This is a genomic window from Umezawaea beigongshangensis, from assembly GCF_016464305.1.
GTDB classification, from domain to species: Bacteria; Actinomycetota; Actinomycetes; order Mycobacteriales; family Pseudonocardiaceae; genus Umezawaea_A; species Umezawaea_A beigongshangensis.
The window spans coordinates 93,282-111,047 of sequence record NZ_JAEIOJ010000015.1; the positions used below are offsets into that span (position 1 = coordinate 93,282).

A 17,766-nucleotide genomic window follows, 5' to 3' on the forward strand; every position below is an offset into this window, starting at 1 on the left:
CGAACGCGCCGAGGGGCCCCCGCGGTTCGCGGGGGCCCCTCGGCGCGTCGATCAGCGGCTCACGCCTGCTGGGCCTGCCACATCCAGTGCGCTTCCTCGATCTTCGAGGTGATCTCGATGAGGAGGTCCTGGGTGACGGGGTCGGTCTTCTCGGTCGTCTCGATGCGCTCGCGCAGCCGACCGATCAGCGTGGCCAGGGTCGTCACGAGGGCGGGGACGACGTCGTCCTCCTTCAACCACTCCGACGGGAAGTCGGGCAGGCCGGAGGAGTCGGCGACGGTCCTGGCCTTGCCGTTGGGCGACACGCCCAGCGCGGACGCGCGCTCGGCCACGGAGTCGGTGTAGGTCCGCGCGGTGGTCACCAGCTCGTCGAGCTGGAGGTGCACGCTGCGGAAGTTCTTGCCGACCACGTTCCAGTGCGCCTGCTTCGCGGTCAGCGACAGGTCGATCAGGTCGACGAGGGTGCTCTGGAGCACCTCGCCGGTGGCCTTCTTCTCGGCGTCGGCGAGCGGGCTGGTGATCGGGGACTTGCTCATCTTCTCAGCGCCTCCTTCGGAGGGGTGCGACGTTCAGACGGCGGTGGTGACGGTCACGTCGATGTTGCCGCGGGTGGCCTTGGAGTAGGGACAGCCCTGGTGGGCCAGCTCCACGAGCTTCGTCGCGGTCTCCCGGTCCTGGCCGGGGAGCGTGGCGACGAGGTCCACCTGGAGCTTGTAGCCGCGGTCGCCGTCCGGTCCGAGACCGACCCTGGCGGTGATCTCCGCGGTCTCCACCTTGATCTTCAGGGCGGACGCGGCGGTCTTGAGCGCGCTCAGGAAGCAGGCCGCGTACCCGGCGGCGAAGAGCTGCTCGGGGTTCGTGGCGTCACCCCCCGGCCCACCGAGCTCCTTCGGAACCGTGAGCTGCTCGTCGAGCACGCCGTCCGACGAGCGGACCTCGCCCGAACGCCCCTCGCCGACTGCTGTCGCCTCTGCCGTGTACAGGACCTGCATCGTCAACGCTCTCCTCAAAACCGGGTCGGAGTACTCAGCGTGCTGTTCTGATCAACGTCGCGCACGCCGAGATCGAGCCCCGCTGGTGTGACAAGTCACCCCGCGGGGTGCGGATACCCCGATCGTGGTGGATCAACCGGTCTCAGACCGTGGCGCGGGACACCGCGAACTCCGCCACCTGGACCCCGATCACCCGCAGCGTCGCGGCGATCCTGTCGTCGGAGCACCCGCCGGAGGCGTCGAAGTCGACCTCGCCGGAGTTCACGGCCGCGCCGAGCGGGGTGGGCCAGCCGCGCAGCGCGTGGGTGACCGAGCGCAGCGCGCTCAGCGTGTTCACCGACGCCTGCCAGCCCTGCGCGGCGGCGACGCAGCCGACGGCCCGCCCGTCGAGGTAGGGCCGGACGTCGCCGCGCAGGTCCTCGATGTAGTCGAGCGCGTTCTTCACCAGCCCGGACACGGTGCCGTGGTAGCCGGGCGAGACCAGGACGACGCCGTCGGCCTCCCGCAGCGCCTCCACGAGCCGCACGGCGTTCTCGGGGCGTTCCCGCTGGGACGGGTCGTAGAACGGGAGCACGAGGTCGGGGCCCGTGATCTCGATCGTGCGCGCTCCCGCCTCCCGCGCTCCCGAGAGCGCGATGCGCAGCGCCCGCTCCGACTGCGAGTCGGGGCGGATGGAGCCGCCGATGCCCACCACGGTGACCGTCATGCTGGTCGATCCTTCCACTCGTGCGGGGAGTTCCGCCGGTCGAACTCCGCCGCGTGCGAACGTACGACCTCGACCTCGGTGCAGGTCCAGTCGCAGGGCGCTCGTCACACCCGCTACTGACGAGTAGCGTTCCGGGGCATGTCGAAGCTCGCCGACGCGTTGCCCCCCGGAGTGCTGGCCGGTGGCCTGCGGTTCGTCTTCGCCCTGCCCGCTCCGCTGCGCCGGTTGATCGCCGGTCGCCCGATCGTCCTGGACGGACAGCGGCTGCACCCCGACAGCCAGCTCCTGCTGCGGTTGCAGCAGCTCACCGGGGAGAACTGGAGCCACCGGTCCGCGGCGGCCAACCGCGCCGGGCTGATCCGCGCGACCGGTCTCATCGGCGGCCCGGTCCTGACCGGCGTCTCCGTGCGCTCGCTGGCGGCGCCCCGCGAGGGCGGGGAGGTCCCCGTCCGCCTGTACCGGCCGGACGGCCTGGCCGACGGCTCGCCGATGCTGGTCTTCCACCACGGCGGCGGCTGGGTCAGCGGTGATCTCGACACGCACGACAACCTGTGCCGCTTCCTCGCCGTGGAGGCGGGCGTGCGCGTGCTGTCGGTGGACTACCGGCTGGCCCCGGAGCACCCGTTCCCCGCCGCCGTCGACGACGCGTGGACCGCGTGGGAGTGGGCCGTCGAGCACGCCGCCGAGCTGGGGGCCGATCCGGCGCGGATCGCCCTGGGCGGCGACAGCGCGGGCGGCAACCTGTCCGCCGCCACCGCCCACCGCGCCGCGAGCGGGAACGGGCCCCGGCCGGTGTTCCTGCTGCTGTTCTACCCCGGCCTGGACGCGTCGCGCCGCCGCAGGTCGCGCGAGCTGTTCGGCAACGGCTTCTTCCTCACCGACGAGAAGATGGACTGGTTCATCGACCAGTACGCGCCCGATCGCGCCACGCGGCTGGACCCCCGGCTGTCCGTGCTGCTGGCCGACGACCTGAGCGGCCTGCCGCCCGCCTACGTCGCCACGGCCGGGTTCGACCCGCTGCGCGACGAGGGCGAGGCGTTCGCCGAGCGGCTCGCCGAGTCGGGCGTGCCCGTCGTGCTGCGGCGGCACGAGGGCCTCTTCCACGGCTTCGCCAACGCGTTCGGCGTGGGCACGGCGTTCCGGCTCGCCGTCGCCGAGGCCGTCGGAGCGCTGCGCACGGGACTGGCGCTGGCGAACTCGGCGACCGACGTCCCCGAACCGGCGTAGTCCTCCTCGGTCGAAGGGGAAGACATCCGGGTGCGAACGGGAGGACGTTTTGACTCCCCGCCGGGCGCGTTGGCAGCCTGCGTCGCACTACCGGGTGATTTCCGGTGCAGTCGGGGGATGAGGAGAGTGGACGCGTGATTTCTCGTCGATCGTTGTTCGTCGGTGCCGCGGCGGGTGCGGCCGGAGTCGCGGCGGCGGCCGTGGCCGGTCCCCGGATCTCCAGCGCGGCCGGTGGCCCCGCGGCGCCCGCCGCCCCGCAGACCCGCCGGATCACCGGAGCCTCCGCCGACGTGGCCCCCGGCTCGTCCGTGGTGTCCGCCGCGAACACCGACTACGTGAGCGTGCGCTCCGCCGGTGACGTGCCGCGGCGGGCCCGCCTCCGCGCCGCCGGTGGCGACTGGGGTCCGTGGCGCGACCTGCGGGGCTGCCCCGCGGGCGAGGAGCGCGGCCGGGCGGACGTGCTGGTGCGGGTGGCCGACGCCGACGAGCTGGAGGTGGAGCTGCCGGAGGGCGGCACGGCGACCCGCATCGACACCGTCGGCGGTGAGGTGATCGGCACGCGGGCCGCCGAGGCCGACAGCGCCACCATCGCGGGCCACGGCGTCGGCGCGAAGTACCTCAGCCGTGCCGCGTGGGGCGCCGACGAGTCGCTGCGCTTCGACGAGACCGGCGCGGAGCGCTACCCCACCGCGTTCTTCCCGGTGCAGACGCTGACCGTGCACCACACCGTCACCGACCTCGGCGACGACCCGATCGCGGCGATGCGCGCGATCTACTACACCCACACGATCACGCAGGACTTCGGCGACATCGGCTACCACCTGCTGATCGACCCGGCCGGGCGCGTCTACGAGGGCCGCTACTCCGGTGACGACGGACTGCCGGTGTTCGACCGCGACCTCCGGATGTCCAACGCGGCGCACGTCGGCGGCTACAACGCCGGCAACGTGGGCGTGGCGCTGCTCGGCGACCTCACCGACGCGGGTCCGACCGCGGCGGCCTCCCGTTCGCTGGTCGACGTGCTCGCGGTGCTGGCGAAGGTGTGCCGGATCGACCCGCTGTCGAAGGTCGACTACGTGAACCCGCTCAGCGGCGCGACCGCGACCGTGGACGCGATCTCCGGGCACCGCGACTGGATGGCCACCGAGTGCCCCGGCAACGCGTTCTACCCGGTGCTCGCCGACGTCCGCCGTCGTGTGGCGGCCCGGCTGCGCTGACTCCCGGACGAGGACCGGCCCGGCGCGCGGGAGGCGCACCGGGCCGGTCGGCTCGTGGTGGGGAGCGGTCGGACCACCTGCCGGAGGCGGCGGCGATCTCGTCCCCGGTCTCCTCGTCGACGGTGCGCCGGCACTCGAACACGCGCGGCGGCCGACGGCGCGGGGCCCGTCCCGCCGGAGCGGAACGGGCCCCGCTGGTCCTGCCGGGGGCTACGAGCGGGCCGCGAGGGCCTCGGCGATCTCGTAGGTGTTGAGGGCGGCGCCCTTGCGCAGGTTGTCACCGCACACGAAGAAGTCCAGCGTGTTCGGGAAGTCCAGCGCCTGGCGCACCCGGCCCACGTAGGTCGGGTCGCCGCCCACGACGTCGGCCGGGGTCGGGAACTCCCGCTTCTCCGGGTCGTCCTGGAGCACGATCGTCGGCTGCGCGGAGAACAGCTCGTGCGCCGCGGCGACCGTGACCTCGCGGGCGAACACGGCGTGCACCGCGAGGGAGTGCGTCGTCACGACCGGGACCCGGACGCAGGTCGCGGAGACCTTCAGGTCCGGGATGCCGAGGATCTTGCGGGACTCGTTGCGGACCTTCAGCTCCTCGCTGGTCCACCCGTCGTCCTTGAGCGACCCGGCCCACGGCACCACGTTCAGCGCGAGCGGCGCGGGGAACGGCGAGTCCGACACCGGCAGCCCGGCGGCGTCCAGCACCTCCCGCACGTCACCGGCGCGCACGCCGACCCGCTTGCCCGCGACGGCCTCGATCTCGGCCTGGAGCCGGTCGATCGCGGCCTGACCGCCGCCGGACGCCGCCTGGTAGGAGGCGACGACCAGCTCCTTCAGCTCGAACTCGCGGTGCAGTGCGCCGAGCGCGGCCATCATCGACAGCGTCGTGCAGTTGGGGTTCGCGATGATCCCCCTCGGCCGCTCGGCGATCTTGTCGGCGTTGACCTCGGGGACGACCAGGGGGACGTCGTCGTCCATGCGGAACGCGCCGGAGTTGTCGACCGCGACCGCGCCGCGCTCCACCGCGATCGGCGCCCACTCCGCGGACACCTCGTCGGGCACGTCGAACATGGCGACGTCCACGCCGTCGAACGCCTCGGGCGTCAGCTCGACGACCGTCAGCTCCTCGCCGCGCACGGTGATCTTCTTGCCCGCCGAGCGCGCGGACGCGATCAGCCGGATCTCGCCCCACGGGACGGACGGGCGGTCGCCGATGATGTCGATCATGACGGTGCCGACGGCACCGGTCGCGCCCACGAGCGCGAGCACGGGGCCGCTCATCGCCCGCTCCCCGCGTAGACCACGGCCGCCTCGTCGCCACCGAGGTCGAAGGCGTCGTGCAGCGCGCGCACGGCGTCGTCGAGCTGGGTGTCGCGGCAGATGACCGAGATGCGGATCTCCGAGGTGGAGATGATCTCGATGTTGACGCCGGCCGAGGCCAGGGCCTCGCAGAACGTCGCCGTCACGCCGGGGTGCGAGCGCATCCCCGCGCCGATCAGCGACACCTTGCCGACGTGCTCGTCGTAGACGACCTGCTCGAAGCCGATCTCGTCGCGCGACTTCTCCAGCACGGCGACGGCGCGCGGGCCGTCGTCCTTCGGCAGGGTGAACGTGATGTCGGTGCGGCCGTTCACGGCCTGCGAGACGTTCTGCACCACCATGTCGATGTCGAGCTCGGCCTCGGCCACGACCCGGAAGATCCGGGCCGCGATGCCGGGGTGGTCGGGCACGGCGGTGACGGTGATCTTGGCCTCGGACCGGTCGTGCGCGACGCCGGTGATCATCGCCTGTTCCACGGGAAGGTCCTCCACTGAGCCGGACACGATGGTCCCTGGCTTGTTGCTGAACGAGGAGCGGACGTGCACTGGCACGTCGTAGCGGCGCGCGTACTCGACGCAGCGCAGCATCAGCACCTTCGCGCCGCAGGCCGCCATCTCCAGCATCTCCTCGTAGGTGATGCGGTCGAGGCGCCTGGCGTTGGGCACGATGCGCGGGTCGGCGGTGAACACGCCGTCCACATCGGTGTAGATCTCGCAGACGTCGGCCTTCAGGGCGGCGGCGAGCGCGACGGCCGTGGTGTCCGAACCGCCGCGGCCCAGCGTCGTGATCTCCTTGCTGTCCTGGCTGACGCCCTGGAACCCGGCCACGATCGCGATGGCGCCCTTGGCCAGGGCGTCGGAGATCCGGCCCGGCGTCACGTCGACGATGCGCGCCTTGCCGTGCGCGGACGTCGTGATGACCCCGGCCTGCGAGCCGGTGTAGGAGCGGGCCTGCGCGCCGAGCGAGTGGATCGCCATGGCGAGCAGCGACATCGAGATGCGCTCACCGGCGGTGAGCAGCATGTCGAGTTCGCGCACCGGGGGCACGGGCGCCACCTGGTGGGCCAGGTCCAGCAGCTCGTCGGTGGAGTCGCCCATCGCCGACACGGCGACGACGACGTCGTTGCCCGCCTTGCGGGTCGCGACCACGCGCTCGGCCACCCGTTTGATCCGCTCGGCACTCTCGACCGAGGAACCGCCGTACTTCTGGACGACGAGCGCCACTGATCAGCCTCCTCACGCCCTGCGAAACCTGCTGCGGACAGCGTTGTCCCACGTCGGGGAGCACCCTACCGCCACCGACTCCGGGCAGCCGCGACTCGTGACGGGCACTACCCTCGTCCCGGCGAGCGGCTGCGGACGGTGGAGGAGTGGTGACGGCTACCGAGGTCCGGGGAGCTGCGGCGGACCCCGACGGAGAACCCGTGCGGGCGTCCACGCGGGACTCCTTGCGGGACAGCGCCTCGCGTCTGGCGACGCACCGCCTGACGTGCCTGCTGGCGCCCGCCCTGATCTACCTCGCGCTGCGCGAACTGGGTCTGCTGGTGCTCCAGCTGATGTCCGCCAGGTGGGACAAGCCCGTCACACGGGTTCTCACCCTCTGGGACGGACAGTGGTTCCTGGGCATCGCCGACGGCGGCTACGGCGGCACGTGGCCGTGGCTGTACGACGGGTTCGGCTCGCGCAGGCCGGAGACGCCGCTGGCGTTCTTCCCCGGCTACCCGGCGCTCGTGCGCTGGGTAGCCGGGCTGCCGTGGGTGGACCTGATCGGCGCCGCGTTCGCCGTGACGATCGTCAGCGGCGTGTTCTGCGCCTACGGGCTCGCCCGGCTCGGCCGGAGCGTGCGCGGCGGCTCGCCCCGCACCGGGCTCCTCCTGGTGGCCCTCTTCGCCGCCTCGCCGATGGCGGTCGTGCTCTCCATGACCTACTCCGAGGCCACGTTCTGCGCGCTCGCCGCGTGGGCGCTGGTGGGGGTGGTCGAGCGGCGCTGGGTCCTGGCCGGGCTGTGCTGCCTCGGAGCCGGGCTGGTGCGCCCCACGGCGGCGGCGCTGATCCTCGCCGTGGGGCTCGCCGCGCTGGTCGCGGTCGTGCGGCGGCGCGACGGGTGGCGGCCGTGGGCCGGAGCGGTGCTCGCCCCGCTGGGCCTGCTCGGCTACCTCGGGTACGTGGCGCTGCGCACCGGGCGGCTCGACGGCTGGTTCGCCGTGCAGTCGCAGGGCTGGAACTCGCGCTTCGACGGCGGCGCGGCCACCTGGCGGTTCGCCCTGTCGATCCTCGGCGACCCGCGCTCGGTCATGGAGCTGACGACGGTGTGGGTGCTCGGCGTCGCCCTCGCCCTGCTCGTCGTCGGCGTGCGGCAGCGGGTGGAGTGGCCGCTGACGGTGTTCGCCCTGGGCGTGCTGGTGATGGACCTGGGGTCGAACGGGCTGATGAACTCCAAGGCCAGGCTGCTGCTGCCCGCGTTCACGCTGCTGCTGCCGGTGGCGTTCGCGCTGGCCAGGCGCAGAACCGGCACCGCGGTGTGGCTGCTCGCCGGGCTCGCGCTGTTCAGCGCGTGGTTCGGCGCGTACACGATCACCGCCTGGCCCTACGCGATCTGAGGAGTCCCGTGAGCGACGTGCACCCCCTGATCGCCGGGCGCTGGAGCCCCCGCGCGTTCGACCCGGCGGCCGAGGTCTCCGACGAGCAGGTCAGGACGCTGCTGGAGGCGGCGCGCTGGGCGCCGTCGCACGGCAACACCCAGCCCGCGCGCTTCCTGCTGGGCCGGCGCGGCGACGACACGCACCGGCGGATCTTCGAGACGCTGCGCCGCGGCAACCGGACGTGGGCCGGTGCGGCGTCGCTGCTGCTGGTGGGCGCGGTCGTGACGACCGACGAGCGCGGCGAGATCCCCAACACCGAGTACGGACTGGGACTGGCCGTGCAGAACCTGGTGCTCCAGGCCGTGGACCTGGGCCTGATCGCGCACCAGATGGGCGGGTTCGACCACGGGGCCCTGCACGCGGAGTTCGCGCTGCCCGCCGACGTCCGCCCGGTCGTGGTGGTCGCGGTGGGCGTGCACGGTTCCGGGGAGGGCCTGCCGGAGGACCTGCTGGCGAAGGACGCCAGGCCCCGCACCCGGCGCCCGCTGCGGGACCTGGTCTACGCGGGCACGTGGGGCGTCACCGCGCCCGGCGTGGAGTGACCGACCAGCGCGTACGGATGAGCTTCCGCGCGGGTTTCGAATTTTTCGTTACGCTGGACGCAGGACACACCGCCACGTCCCCGAGGAGGGCAGATGCCCACGGCCGCTCCAGGACTGGAAGAGCGCACGCTGCTACCGCCCGGCCCCGGCACACCGCTCCGGTCCGCTCTGGCCCACCTGCTGGACCGGCTTCCGCAGGAGCAGAAGGCCGCGCTGGTCGGCCCCGACGGCACCACGACCGACCTGCCCGACGAGGTCTACCGCGCGCTGCGCGAGGTCGTCGACGCACTGCTCAAGGGCAAGGCGATCACGATCGCACCGCACGACACCATGCTGACCACCCAGCAGGCCGCCGACATGCTGGGCATCTCCCGTCCCACCCTGGTGAAGCTCCTGGAAGACGGAGAGATCCCCTACCAGCAGCCCGGCCGTCACCGCCGGATCACCCTGGCCGACCTCGTGACGTACCGGCAGCGAGCTCGCGCACGTCGACGGCGAGCGCTGGAGGAGATGACGCGACAGGCCGACGAGGACGGTCTGTACGACGTCGGCACCGGTTTCGTCGAGACCCGGTGATGTCACTTTCCGTCACGGGTGGTGACAGAATGATCACGTGGCCTTCCCCGCCTTCTTGGACGCCAACGTCCTGGTTCCGATCCACCTGACGGACCTGCTGCTGCGATTGGCGGAGGCCGAGACCTACCGACCCCTGTGGTCGGAGCAGGTGCTGGAGGAGGTCGAGCGCAACCTGCCCGAGGTCGGCGTGCGACCGGACCGGGCGCGTCACCGGACGACGGTGATGCGCACCGAGTTCCCGGACGCCCTGGTCACCGACTACGAAGCTCTCACCGGTGCCATGACGAACGACCCCGGTGATCGTCACGTGCTCGCCGCGGCAGTGCGGGCCGGTGCCGAGATCGTCGTCACCGCCAACACCCGCCACTTCCCGGCCAGCGCGTGCGACCCGTACGACATCGGGGTGAAGACCCCCGACGAGTTCCTGCTCGACCAGTTCGACCTCTACCCGGAGCAGACGGTGCGCTGCCTGCGGGCTCTGATCGCCGGGCTGCGCAGGCCGCCCACGACGACCGAGCAGTTCCTGGCCCGGTTCACGAAGACCGTTCCCCGGTTCGTGGAAGAGATCGCCCGCTCGTGCCGCTGAGAGATCACTCGCCCGCGAGGCGTCCTCAGCCCGGACGGCGGATCAGGCGGAGCACCAGGCTGCGGGCGACCAGCCAGAACAGGGCCGCGATGCCGTGGTTGACGAGGACGTTCAACTTCGGGTCCTCGGGGGTGAACAGGTCCTTGAAGCCGAGCGCGAGGGGCTGGGCGAACTCCGCGGCGGTCCTGGTGATCCCGTTGTCCGGGTTCGCGCCGCCCACCGTGAGCAGGACGTGCAGCACCAGGACCACTGCGAAGGTCAAGCCGATCCAGCCGAGCACGCCGGCCACCACACCGACGAGCCGACTGCGAACCGAACCGCTCGTGCGAGATTCCGCCACGTGGCCGAGTCTCCCACGACTTACCCGTGAGTAGCCAGAGGGCCTAGCGGGACACCAGACGCGCCAGGAAGCCCGTCAGCACCAGCCAGAAGACGGCGGCGAGGCCGTAGTTGACGATGACGTCGAGGTTGTGGTTGCCCGTGCCGAAGAGTCCGGGGAAGAACAGCGCGAGGGGCTCGGCCAGCGACCGGATGAAGCCGAAGAACGCGTTGGACTGGTTCGCCCCCAGGATGATCATGAGGATGTAGATGACCTCGATCACCGCGAACACCGCGCCAACACCGGAAATCACCCGCGCGGCCGTACCACGGCCGCGGGTACGCCTCAGAGTGGTCATGGCGGATGAGTTGCACCGTGTCAAGATCAACAAACTCGATCGGGTGAAGTTCCACCATGTGGACGAGCGCTTGCGGTCCCGACGTGCAGTGCGGCTACCCTGAGCCCGTGCCACGCGGCCTCCTGCTTCGCTGCCGTGACGGGGTCTGACCAGACCGGCCCCCCGTCGCGGGAATCGAGCGTTGCCGCCGGTCGTCCTGACAGTGACAGACCGGCCAGCAGGAGAATCGACGCCATGACGACCAGCCCGGACGCCTACACCTCCGGTTCCAGCCGCATTCGGCCCCCCGCACGCCCCGCCCCGGCGGACCAGCCCGCCTGGAACACCCAGCGCGGCAGCTCCATGCCGTTCCACCGCTACCGCCCCTTCCACGAGCAGGTCGAGCGCGTCGACGTGCCCGACCGCACGTGGCCCGGCAAGCAGATCGACAAGGCCCCGCTGTGGTGCGCGGTGGACCTGCGCGACGGCAACCAGGCCCTGATCGACCCCATGTCGCCCGCCCGCAAGCGCAAGATGTTCGACCTGCTGGTGCGGATGGGCTTCAAGGAGATCGAGGTCGGCTTCCCGGCCGCGAGCCAGACCGACTACGACTTCGTGCGCGAGATCGTCGAGGACGGGGCGATCCCCGACGACGTCACGATCCAGGTGCTGACGCAGTGCCGCGCCGAGCTGATCGAGCGCACCTTCGAGTGCCTGCGCGGCGCCCCGCGCGCGATCGTGCACATCTACAACTCCACCTCGATCCTCCAGCGCAAGGTCGTGTTCAAGCAGGACCGCGAGGGGATCAAGAAGATCGCCACGGACGCGGCGGCGCTGACCGTGGAGCTGGCGGCCCGCCAGCCGGAGACCGACTTCCGGTTCGAGTACTCCCCCGAGTCCTACACCGGTACCGAGCTGTCGTTCGCCCTGGAGGTGTGCGACGCCGTCACCGAGATCTGGCAGCCCACGCCGGAGAAGCCCGCGATCATCAACCTGCCCGCGACGGTCGAGATGGCCACGCCGAACGTCTACGCAGACTCGATCGAGTGGATGAGCCGGAACCTGGCCCGCCGCGACTCGATCGTGCTGAGCCTGCACCCGCACAACGACCGGGGCACGGGCGTGGCGGCGGCCGAGCTGGGCTACCTGGCCGGGGCCGACCGCATCGAGGGCTGCCTGTTCGGCAACGGCGAGCGCACCGGCAACGTGTGCCTGGTGACGCTGGGCATGAACCTGTTCAGCCAGGGCGTCGACCCGCAGATCGACTTCTCCGACATCGACGAGATCCGCCGCACGGTCGAGTACTGCAACCAGCTGCCCGTGCCCGAGCGGCACCCCTACGGCGGTGACCTGGTCTTCACGGCCTTCTCCGGCAGCCACCAGGACGCGATCAAGAAGGGCTTCGAGGTCCTGGAGGAGGAGGCCAAGGAGGCCGGGCGGCACGTGGACGAGTTCCCGTGGGCGGTCCCCTACCTGCCGATCGACCCGAAGGACGTCGGCCGCAACTACGAGGCCGTCATCCGGGTCAACTCGCAGTCCGGCAAGGGCGGCGTGGCGTACCTGATGAAGAACGAGCACCACCTGGACCTGCCGCGCCGGCTCCAGGTCGAGTTCTCGCGGGTGATCCAGGAGGTCACCGACACGCACGGCGGCGAGATCGGCCCCAAGGACATGTGGGACGCGTTCTCCGGCGAGTACCTCGACCCGGCCGCGCCGGTGAAGCTGCTGCGGCACCGGCTGTCCAGCGACGGCACCGGTCGCGAGGAGATCGTCGCCGTGGCCGTCGTGGACGGTGACGAGCACGAGATCACCGGCACCGGCAACGGCCCGATCGCGGCGTTCGTCGACGCGCTCGCGACCGTGGGCTACGACGTGCGGGTCCTGGACTACGCCGAGCACGCGCTGTCCTCCGGCGACGACGCCCGCGCCGCGTCCTACCTGGAGTGCGCGGTCGCCGGCCGCGTCCTGTGGGGCGTGGGCATCGACAGCAGCACCGTCGCGGCCTCGCTGCGCGCCGTGGTGTCGGCCGTCAACCGCGCCCACCGCTGACGACGACGCGCGGCCGGGTCCACCCCGGACCCGGCCGCGCTCGCCGAACCGCGCCTGCCCGGCGAACCGGACCGAGGAGGTCAGCGCCGGACGGCGGGCACGCGGGCGCGCAGGGCGGCGCGCGCCCGGTCGTAGGCGGCGTGGTCGTCGTGCAGGACGGAGGCGGTGTTCGCGGCCTCCAGGAACGCGACGACCTCGAACGTGAGCTGCGCGGGGTCCTGCACGCCCGCCTCGGCGGCCGTCACCTCCAGCAGCGCGCCCCAGTCGATGCCAGCATCGGCCACCGCGTCGCGCACCCGGCCCGGCCGGGAGCCGAACTCGGCCTGCACCGCCTGGAAGAAGCAGCCGCCGGGGAAGACGCGCCGCCGCGAGTAGCTCAGCCAGCCCTCGCACAGCAGCCACAGCCGTTCCGCGCCGGGCGGCACCACCAGCGCCGGGCGCACGACCTCCTCCACGAAGATCGCCCGCGCCGCGCGGACCGTGGCCAGTTGCAGCTCCTCCTTCGAGCCGAAGTGGGCGAACAGGCCGCTCTTGCTGATGTCCAGTTCCGTGGCGAGCCGGCCGATCGACAGCCCCTCCAACCCGTCCACGGACGCGATCTCCGTCGCCCTCCGCAGGATGAGGCGACGCGTCTGCTCGCCGCGTTCGATCCGCCCGTCCGTCACGACCCCCACCGTAACGGCCGTCGACGCGGTTGCCATCCGGGTCGGTAGCACGACCGTTCGTGCGATCGGACGGGAGTGCGGTGGACCTGCTCGAACCGCGGCGGCGCGACCGACGACGCGGCCCACCGGTCGGTGGGCGACGACCCGGCAGGGGCGTTCGCGGCGGCCGTCGCGGCGGGGGCCGGGTGCCGCGTTCGGGCACCCGGCTCCGGTTCCGGGGGACGCCTCGCCCGCGGATCGCCTCGTGGCTTCTCGGGCCGCGTCCCGAACGCTCAACTCGTGGTGCTCGAACGCTCAACTCGTGGTGCCTGAACGCTCAACTCGTGGTGGGGCGGGTGGGGTGGCCCACCCGCCCCGCTCGTCACGGGTTCAGGACCTCCGTCACCGACTGCGGGCCGATCAGGGGGGTGTCCGGGGACACCTCGTCCTCCTCGACCAGGACGGCCTTCACGGCGTGCGGCTGGATCTCACCGGTGCGGATCTGCTCCGCCCAGTGGCACGCCACCTTGTGACCGGGCTCGATCTCGCGCAGCGCCGGGCGATCGGTGTCGCACTTCGTCTCCTGCTTCCACGGGCACCGGGTGTGGAACCGGCAGCCGGTCGGCGGGTTCGCCGGGGAGGGCAGGTCACCGGCGAGCAGGATCTGCTCGCGGCGGTCCTCCACCTCCGGGTCCGGCACCGGGATCGCGGACAGCAGGGCCCGCGTGTACGGGTGCAGCGGCTCGGCGTAGAGGTCGTCCGAGGTCGCCTCCTCCACGATCCCGCCCAGGTACATCACGCCCACCCGGTCGGAGATGTGCCGCACCACGGCGAGGTCGTGCGCGATCACCAGGTAGGTGAGGCCGAACTGCGCCTGGAGGTCCTCCAGGAGGTTCACGACCTGCGCCTGCACCGACACGTCCAGCGCGGACACCGGCTCGTCGGCGACGATCAGGTCCGGCTCCACGGCCAGCGCCCGCGCGATGCCGATGCGCTGCCGCTGCCCGCCGGAGAACTCGTGCGGGTACTTGCGCAGCGCGGACACCGGCAGGCCCACCGCGGCCAGGAGCTCCCGCAGCCGCTTGGCCGTGGACTCCTTGCCCTTGTCCAGACCGTGCGCGCGCAGCCCCTCCACCAGGATGGACTCCACGGACTGCCGCGGGTCCAGCGAGGACAGCGGGTCCTGGAAGATCATCTGGATGCGGCGGCGCATCGTGCGCAGCTTCTCGCCCTTGAGCTCCGACAGGTCGGTGCCGTCGAAGACGACCCGGCCGCCGGTGGGCTCGACCAGCCGCAGCATCCCGCGCCCCAGCGTGGACTTGCCGCAGCCCGACTCGCCCACGAGGCCGTAGGTCTCGCCGCGCCTGATCTCCAGGTCCACCCCGTCGACCGCGTAGACGTGACCGACCGTCCGGTCCACCACCACGCCCCGCTTGATCGGGAAGTGCACCTTGACGTCCTGCACGGACACCAGCACGTCGTCCGCCGTCTCCACCGCGTCAGCGGAGACCTCCTGCGCCGTGGTCACACCGACACCTCCTCGACCGCCGGGGTGCCGGGCCGCACCGGGTTGTGGCAGCGCAGCAGGCGCCCGCCGCCGATGTCCTCCTGGGGGGGAGTCACCTGCGTGCACACCTCCAGCGCGTTCGGGCAGCGCGGTGCGAACGCGCACCCGGTGTCCCACGGGATGTTGTCCGACACCGAACCGCGGATCGGGTTCAGCCGCTCGCCCCTGGCGCCGTCCAGCCGCGGGATCGACGCGAGCAGGCCGTGCGTGTACGGGTGGCGCGGCTGGGCGAACAGCTCGTGCCGCTCGGCCTTCTCCACCACGCGACCGGCGTAGAGCACGTTGACCTCGTCGCACAGCCCGGCGACCACGCCCAGGTCATGCGTGATCATGATCAGCGCCGTGCCGGAGTCGGTGACCAGCTCCTTGAGCAGCGCCAGGATCTGCGCCTGGATCGTCACGTCGAGCGCCGTGGTGGGCTCGTCGGCGATGAGCAGTCGCGGCTGGACGGCCAGGGCGATGGCGATCAGCGCGCGCTGGCGCATGCCGCCGGAGAGCTGGTGCGGGTACTCGGTCAGCCGCCGGGTCGGGTCGGGGATGCCGACCTTGTCCAGCAGCCCGGCCGCCTCGACCATCGCCTTCTTGCGGGCCATGCCGCGGTGCCGCTCCAGGACCTCGGTGACCTGGATGCCGATGGGGATGACCGGGTTCAGCGACGACAGCGGGTCCTGGAAGACCATGCCGAGGTCGCGCCCGCGACGGTCCCGCATCTGCCGGTCGGACAGCGTCAGCAGGTCGGTGCCCTCGTAGGACACCGTGCCGCCGACCCTGTTCCCGCGCTTGGGCAGCAGGCCCATGATCGCCAGCGACGTCACGGACTTGCCGCAGCCGGACTCGCCGACCAGGCCGACGGTCTGACCTGGGTCGACGTCGAAGCTCACGCCGTCCACGGCGTTGAAGGGCGCGGAGCCCTTGCGCTGGAACGTCACGGTGAGATCGCGTACTTCGAGCAGTGCCATGTCAGCTCACCGCCTGTTCTTCGGATCGAGGGACTCGCGCAGCGACTCGCCGAGCAGCGTGAAGCCCAGCGCCACGACGATGATCGCGGCGGCCGGGTAGAACGCCAGCTCCGGCTTCACGTCGAAGTAGGTCTGCGACTTGCTCAGCATGAGCCCCCACTCGGCCCGGTTCGGGTCGGGGTCGCCCAGGCCGAGGAACGACAGCGCGGCGGCGTCGATGATCGACGTCGCGAGCGTCAGCGTGGCCTGGACGATGACCGGGCCCAGCGAGTTCGGCAGCATGTGCCGGAACACGATGGTGCTCCGCTTCACGCCGAGCGCCGTCGCCGCGAGGACGTGGTCGCTGTGCCGCTGCGCGAGCATCGCGCCGCGCAGCAGGCGGGCGAAGATCGGCACGCTGACGATGGCGACCGCGATGATGACCGTCGTCTGGCTGCCGCGGCTGAACAGGGCCGCGATGGAGATCGCGAGCAGCAGGCTCGGCACGGACAGCAGGATGTCGGTGAAGCGCATCAGCGCCGTGTCGACCCAGCCGCCGAACGCGCCGGCGGCGACGCCGATCGTCATGCCGATGACCAGGCCCACGATCGTGGCTCCGACACCGACGACGAGCGACTGCTGCGACGCCACGAGCAGGCGGCTGAAGAAGTCGCGGCCCAGTTCGTCGCTGCCGAGCAGGAAGCCGGGCTGCGGACCGGGGACGAACCCGGCGCGCAGGTTCTCGACCAGCTCGGGGTAGCGGACGAACGGGTCCTTCGGCGCGAGGAACGGCGCGAAGATCGCCAGCAGCACGAAGGCGGCCACGAGCACGGCTCCGACGATGGCGACGGGGCTGCGCGACATCCGCCGGAACGCGTCCGCCGCGAGGCTGGTGCCCGCGGTCTCGGCGAGGTCGTCGACCTTCTTCTTGCGGTTCAGCAGAGTGGCCATCACGCACGCACCCTCGGGTCGATGAGCGCGTACGAGATGTCGACCAGCAGGTTGACGAGCACGTACACGGCCGCGCCGAGCAGGATCAGCGCCTGGAGTCTGGGGTAGTCGCGTCTTTCGATGCCCTGGGCCAGCAGGGAGCCGATCCCGCCCCAGACGAACACCTTCTCGGTGAGCACGGCGCCGCCGAGCAGCAGGCCGGTCTGGAGGCCGATGGTCGTGGACACCGGGAGCAGCGCGTTGCGCAGCACGTGCCTGCGCCGCACGACCTGGCCGGTCAGGCCCTTGGCGTTCGCGGTGCGCACGAAGTCCTCGTTGAGGACGTCGAGCACGGACGCGCGGGTGATGCGCACGATGATCGCGAGCGGGATCGTCGCGAGCGCGACGGCGGGCAGCACCAGGTGCCACAGCGCGTCGAGGGTCGCGTCGAACTCGCCGGTCAGCAGGCCGTCCAGCGTCGCGAAGCCGGTGACCCTGGTGGCGTCGATGTCGGCGCTCTGACGACTCGACGGGGCGAACCAGCCGAGGTTCTGCGCGAACACGATCTTCAGCAGGATGCCGAGGAAGAACACCGGCACGGCCACACCGACGAGGGTGCCGATGACGGTGAAGTTGTCCAGGAAGCGGCCCTTGTTGCTGGCGGCCAGGTAGCCGAGCGGGATGCCGAGCGCCACGGCGAAGAACAGGGCGGTGATGGACAGCTCGATCGTGGCGGGCAGCGCACGACCGATCTCGGTGAGCACGGACTCGCCGGAGATCAGCGAGTTGCCGAAGTCACCGGTGAGCACGCGGCCCAGGAACTTGAAGTACTGGAGGTACAGCGGCTGGTCGAGACCGAGCACCTTGTTCAGGGCCTCGATCTTCTCCGGCGTGGCCTTGTCCCCCAGCAGCGCGCCCGCCGGGCCACCGGGCAGCGAGCGCAGCCAGGCGAAGACCAGGACGGACAGGATCAGCAGTGTGGGAATCGCCTGCAGCAGGCGTCGGACGATGAATCGCAGCATGGTGGGAAGTCCTCGGGACAGCACGAGTGGTGGGGGGGGGGGGGGGGGGGGGCCCCCCCGGGGGGGGGGCCCCCCCCCCCCCCCGCCGCCGCGATGCTGCAGGGGCTCACCGCGCACTACCTGGTGAACTCGACCCACCGGGTCAACGTGGGCGACACC

General features: G+C 71.7%; 19 protein-coding genes. 7 read left to right on the plus strand and 12 right to left on the minus strand.

The window, feature by feature from the left end:
• Window positions 1-59: 59 nt before the first annotated feature.
• The 3 genes from IMZ35_RS27090 to IMZ35_RS27100 all read right to left on the minus strand — a co-directional run bounded on the left by IMZ35_RS27090 (window position 60) and on the right by IMZ35_RS27100 (window position 1,698).
• On the minus strand, window positions 60-536 hold the full coding sequence (locus IMZ35_RS27090) for a Dps family protein (RefSeq protein ID WP_199444024.1): 477 nt from the start codon (window positions 534-536) through the stop codon (window positions 60-62).
• A 33-nt stretch (window positions 537-569) separates the two neighbouring features.
• Entirely contained in the window at window positions 570-992 is a 423-nt protein-coding gene (locus tag IMZ35_RS27095; RefSeq protein ID WP_199444050.1) for an organic hydroperoxide resistance protein, read from the minus strand.
• A gap of 142 nt (window positions 993-1,134) precedes the next feature.
• On the minus strand, window positions 1,135-1,698 hold the full coding sequence (locus IMZ35_RS27100; protein ID WP_199444025.1) for an NADPH-dependent FMN reductase: 564 nt from the start codon (window positions 1,696-1,698) through the stop codon (window positions 1,135-1,137).
• 138 nt (window positions 1,699-1,836) lie between these two features.
• On the opposite strand from IMZ35_RS27100, the gene IMZ35_RS27105 reads away from it, so the two are divergent.
• Both IMZ35_RS27105 and IMZ35_RS27110 read left to right on the plus strand, forming a co-directional pair.
• A complete protein-coding gene (locus IMZ35_RS27105) occupies window positions 1,837-2,925 on the plus strand; it encodes an alpha/beta hydrolase (protein WP_199444026.1) in 1,089 nt (362 codons plus the stop codon).
• A 134-nt stretch (window positions 2,926-3,059) separates the two neighbouring features.
• Window positions 3,060-4,142 (plus strand): peptidoglycan recognition protein family protein, encoded by a 1,083-nt coding sequence (locus tag IMZ35_RS27110; RefSeq protein WP_199444027.1) that lies wholly within the window; start codon window positions 3,060-3,062, stop codon window positions 4,140-4,142.
• A 210-nt stretch (window positions 4,143-4,352) separates the two neighbouring features.
• Here IMZ35_RS27110 and IMZ35_RS27115 read toward each other — a convergent pair whose 3' ends face one another.
• Together IMZ35_RS27115 and IMZ35_RS27120 are read right to left on the minus strand one after the other, a co-directional pair.
• On the minus strand, window positions 4,353-5,417 hold the full coding sequence (locus tag IMZ35_RS27115) for an aspartate-semialdehyde dehydrogenase (RefSeq protein WP_199444028.1): 1,065 nt from the start codon (window positions 5,415-5,417) through the stop codon (window positions 4,353-4,355).
• Window positions 5,414-6,679, minus strand: a complete 1,266-nt coding sequence (locus IMZ35_RS27120; RefSeq protein WP_199444029.1) for an aspartate kinase — start codon at window positions 6,677-6,679, stop codon at window positions 5,414-5,416. Before IMZ35_RS27120 ends, IMZ35_RS27115 begins: the two co-directional genes overlap by 4 nt.
• 149 nt (window positions 6,680-6,828) lie before the next feature.
• Between IMZ35_RS27120 and IMZ35_RS27125 the strand changes: the two genes are divergently transcribed.
• The 4 genes from IMZ35_RS27125 to IMZ35_RS27140 all read left to right on the plus strand — a co-directional run bounded on the left by IMZ35_RS27125 (window position 6,829) and on the right by IMZ35_RS27140 (window position 9,801).
• Window positions 6,829-8,055, plus strand: coding sequence for a putative hexosyltransferase (locus tag IMZ35_RS27125; protein ID WP_307868856.1), 1,227 nt, complete (start codon window positions 6,829-6,831; stop codon window positions 8,053-8,055).
• An 8-nt stretch (window positions 8,056-8,063) separates the two neighbouring features.
• Window positions 8,064-8,639 carry a nitroreductase family protein gene (locus IMZ35_RS27130; protein ID WP_307868858.1) on the plus strand — a complete coding sequence of 192 codons (576 nt, stop codon included), beginning with the start codon at window positions 8,064-8,066 and terminating at the stop codon, window positions 8,637-8,639.
• A gap of 93 nt (window positions 8,640-8,732) precedes the next feature.
• A complete protein-coding gene (locus IMZ35_RS27135) occupies window positions 8,733-9,215 on the plus strand; it encodes a helix-turn-helix domain-containing protein (RefSeq protein WP_199444030.1) in 483 nt (160 codons plus the stop codon).
• Window positions 9,216-9,252: 37 nt separating this feature from the next.
• The gene (locus IMZ35_RS27140; protein WP_199444031.1) at window positions 9,253-9,801 is read left to right on the plus strand and encodes a PIN domain-containing protein; all 549 of its coding nucleotides are present in this window, start codon (window positions 9,253-9,255) and stop codon (window positions 9,799-9,801) included.
• A gap of 25 nt (window positions 9,802-9,826) precedes the next feature.
• On the opposite strand, the gene IMZ35_RS27145 is transcribed toward IMZ35_RS27140, so the two are convergent.
• Window positions 9,827-10,063 carry a hypothetical protein gene (locus IMZ35_RS27145; protein WP_199444032.1) on the minus strand — a complete coding sequence of 79 codons (237 nt, stop codon included), beginning with the start codon at window positions 10,061-10,063 and terminating at the stop codon, window positions 9,827-9,829.
• 121 nt (window positions 10,064-10,184) lie between these two features.
• Window positions 10,185-10,478 carry a hypothetical protein gene (locus tag IMZ35_RS27150; RefSeq protein ID WP_199444033.1) on the minus strand — a complete coding sequence of 98 codons (294 nt, stop codon included), beginning with the start codon at window positions 10,476-10,478 and terminating at the stop codon, window positions 10,185-10,187.
• Between the two features lie 234 nt (window positions 10,479-10,712).
• Here IMZ35_RS27150 and leuA point away from each other — a divergent pair, with 234 nt between their 5' ends.
• Complete coding sequence (gene leuA, locus IMZ35_RS27155) at window positions 10,713-12,506, plus strand: 2-isopropylmalate synthase (protein WP_199444034.1); 1,794 nt, start codon at window positions 10,713-10,715, stop codon at window positions 12,504-12,506.
• Between the two features lie 80 nt (window positions 12,507-12,586).
• On the opposite strand, the gene IMZ35_RS27160 is transcribed toward leuA, so the two are convergent.
• The 5 genes from IMZ35_RS27160 to IMZ35_RS27180 form a co-directional block, all read right to left on the minus strand.
• A complete protein-coding gene (locus IMZ35_RS27160; RefSeq protein ID WP_199444035.1) occupies window positions 12,587-13,207 on the minus strand; it encodes a TetR/AcrR family transcriptional regulator in 621 nt (206 codons plus the stop codon).
• A 325-nt stretch (window positions 13,208-13,532) separates the two neighbouring features.
• Entirely contained in the window at window positions 13,533-14,678 is a 1,146-nt protein-coding gene (locus IMZ35_RS27165) for an ABC transporter ATP-binding protein (protein ID WP_307868862.1), read from the minus strand.
• Window positions 14,675-15,676, minus strand: coding sequence for an ABC transporter ATP-binding protein (locus tag IMZ35_RS27170; protein ID WP_199444036.1), 1,002 nt, complete (start codon window positions 15,674-15,676; stop codon window positions 14,675-14,677). Before IMZ35_RS27170 ends, IMZ35_RS27165 begins: the two co-directional genes overlap by 4 nt.
• Before the next feature lie 6 nt (window positions 15,677-15,682).
• Window positions 15,683-16,606, minus strand: a complete 924-nt coding sequence (locus tag IMZ35_RS27175) for an ABC transporter permease (protein ID WP_199444037.1) — start codon at window positions 16,604-16,606, stop codon at window positions 15,683-15,685.
• Window positions 16,606-17,607 (minus strand): ABC transporter permease, encoded by a 1,002-nt coding sequence (locus tag IMZ35_RS27180; RefSeq protein WP_199444038.1) that lies wholly within the window; start codon window positions 17,605-17,607, stop codon window positions 16,606-16,608. Before IMZ35_RS27180 ends, IMZ35_RS27175 begins: the two co-directional genes overlap by 1 nt.
• Between the last annotated feature and the right edge of the window lie 159 nt (window positions 17,608-17,766).

Excerpts from the sequence above, each read along its gene's own strand:
- IMZ35_RS27095 (WP_199444050.1), bottom strand. The coding sequence starts at position 992 with ATGCAGGTCCTGTACACGGCAGAGGCGACAGCAGTCGGCGAGGGGCGT.
- IMZ35_RS27160 (WP_199444035.1), bottom strand. The coding sequence starts at position 13,207 with ATGGCAACCGCGTCGACGGCCGTTACGGTGGGGGTCGTGACGGACGGG.
- IMZ35_RS27150 (WP_199444033.1), bottom strand. The coding sequence starts at position 10,478 with ATGACCACTCTGAGGCGTACCCGCGGCCGTGGTACGGCCGCGCGGGTG.
- IMZ35_RS27100 (WP_199444025.1), bottom strand. The coding sequence starts at position 1,698 with ATGACGGTCACCGTGGTGGGCATCGGCGGCTCCATCCGCCCCGACTCG.
- IMZ35_RS27180 (WP_199444038.1), bottom strand. The coding sequence starts at position 17,607 with ATGCTGCGATTCATCGTCCGACGCCTGCTGCAGGCGATTCCCACACTG.
- IMZ35_RS27135 (WP_199444030.1), top strand. The coding sequence starts at position 8,733 with ATGCCCACGGCCGCTCCAGGACTGGAAGAGCGCACGCTGCTACCGCCC.
- IMZ35_RS27090 (WP_199444024.1), bottom strand. The coding sequence starts at position 536 with ATGAGCAAGTCCCCGATCACCAGCCCGCTCGCCGACGCCGAGAAGAAG.
- IMZ35_RS27105 (WP_199444026.1), top strand. The coding sequence starts at position 1,837 with ATGTCGAAGCTCGCCGACGCGTTGCCCCCCGGAGTGCTGGCCGGTGGC.
- IMZ35_RS27175 (WP_199444037.1), bottom strand. The coding sequence starts at position 16,606 with ATGGCCACTCTGCTGAACCGCAAGAAGAAGGTCGACGACCTCGCCGAG.
- IMZ35_RS27115 (WP_199444028.1), bottom strand. The coding sequence starts at position 5,417 with ATGAGCGGCCCCGTGCTCGCGCTCGTGGGCGCGACCGGTGCCGTCGGC.
- leuA (WP_199444034.1), top strand. The coding sequence starts at position 10,713 with ATGACGACCAGCCCGGACGCCTACACCTCCGGTTCCAGCCGCATTCGG.
- IMZ35_RS27170 (WP_199444036.1), bottom strand. The coding sequence starts at position 15,676 with ATGGCACTGCTCGAAGTACGCGATCTCACCGTGACGTTCCAGCGCAAG.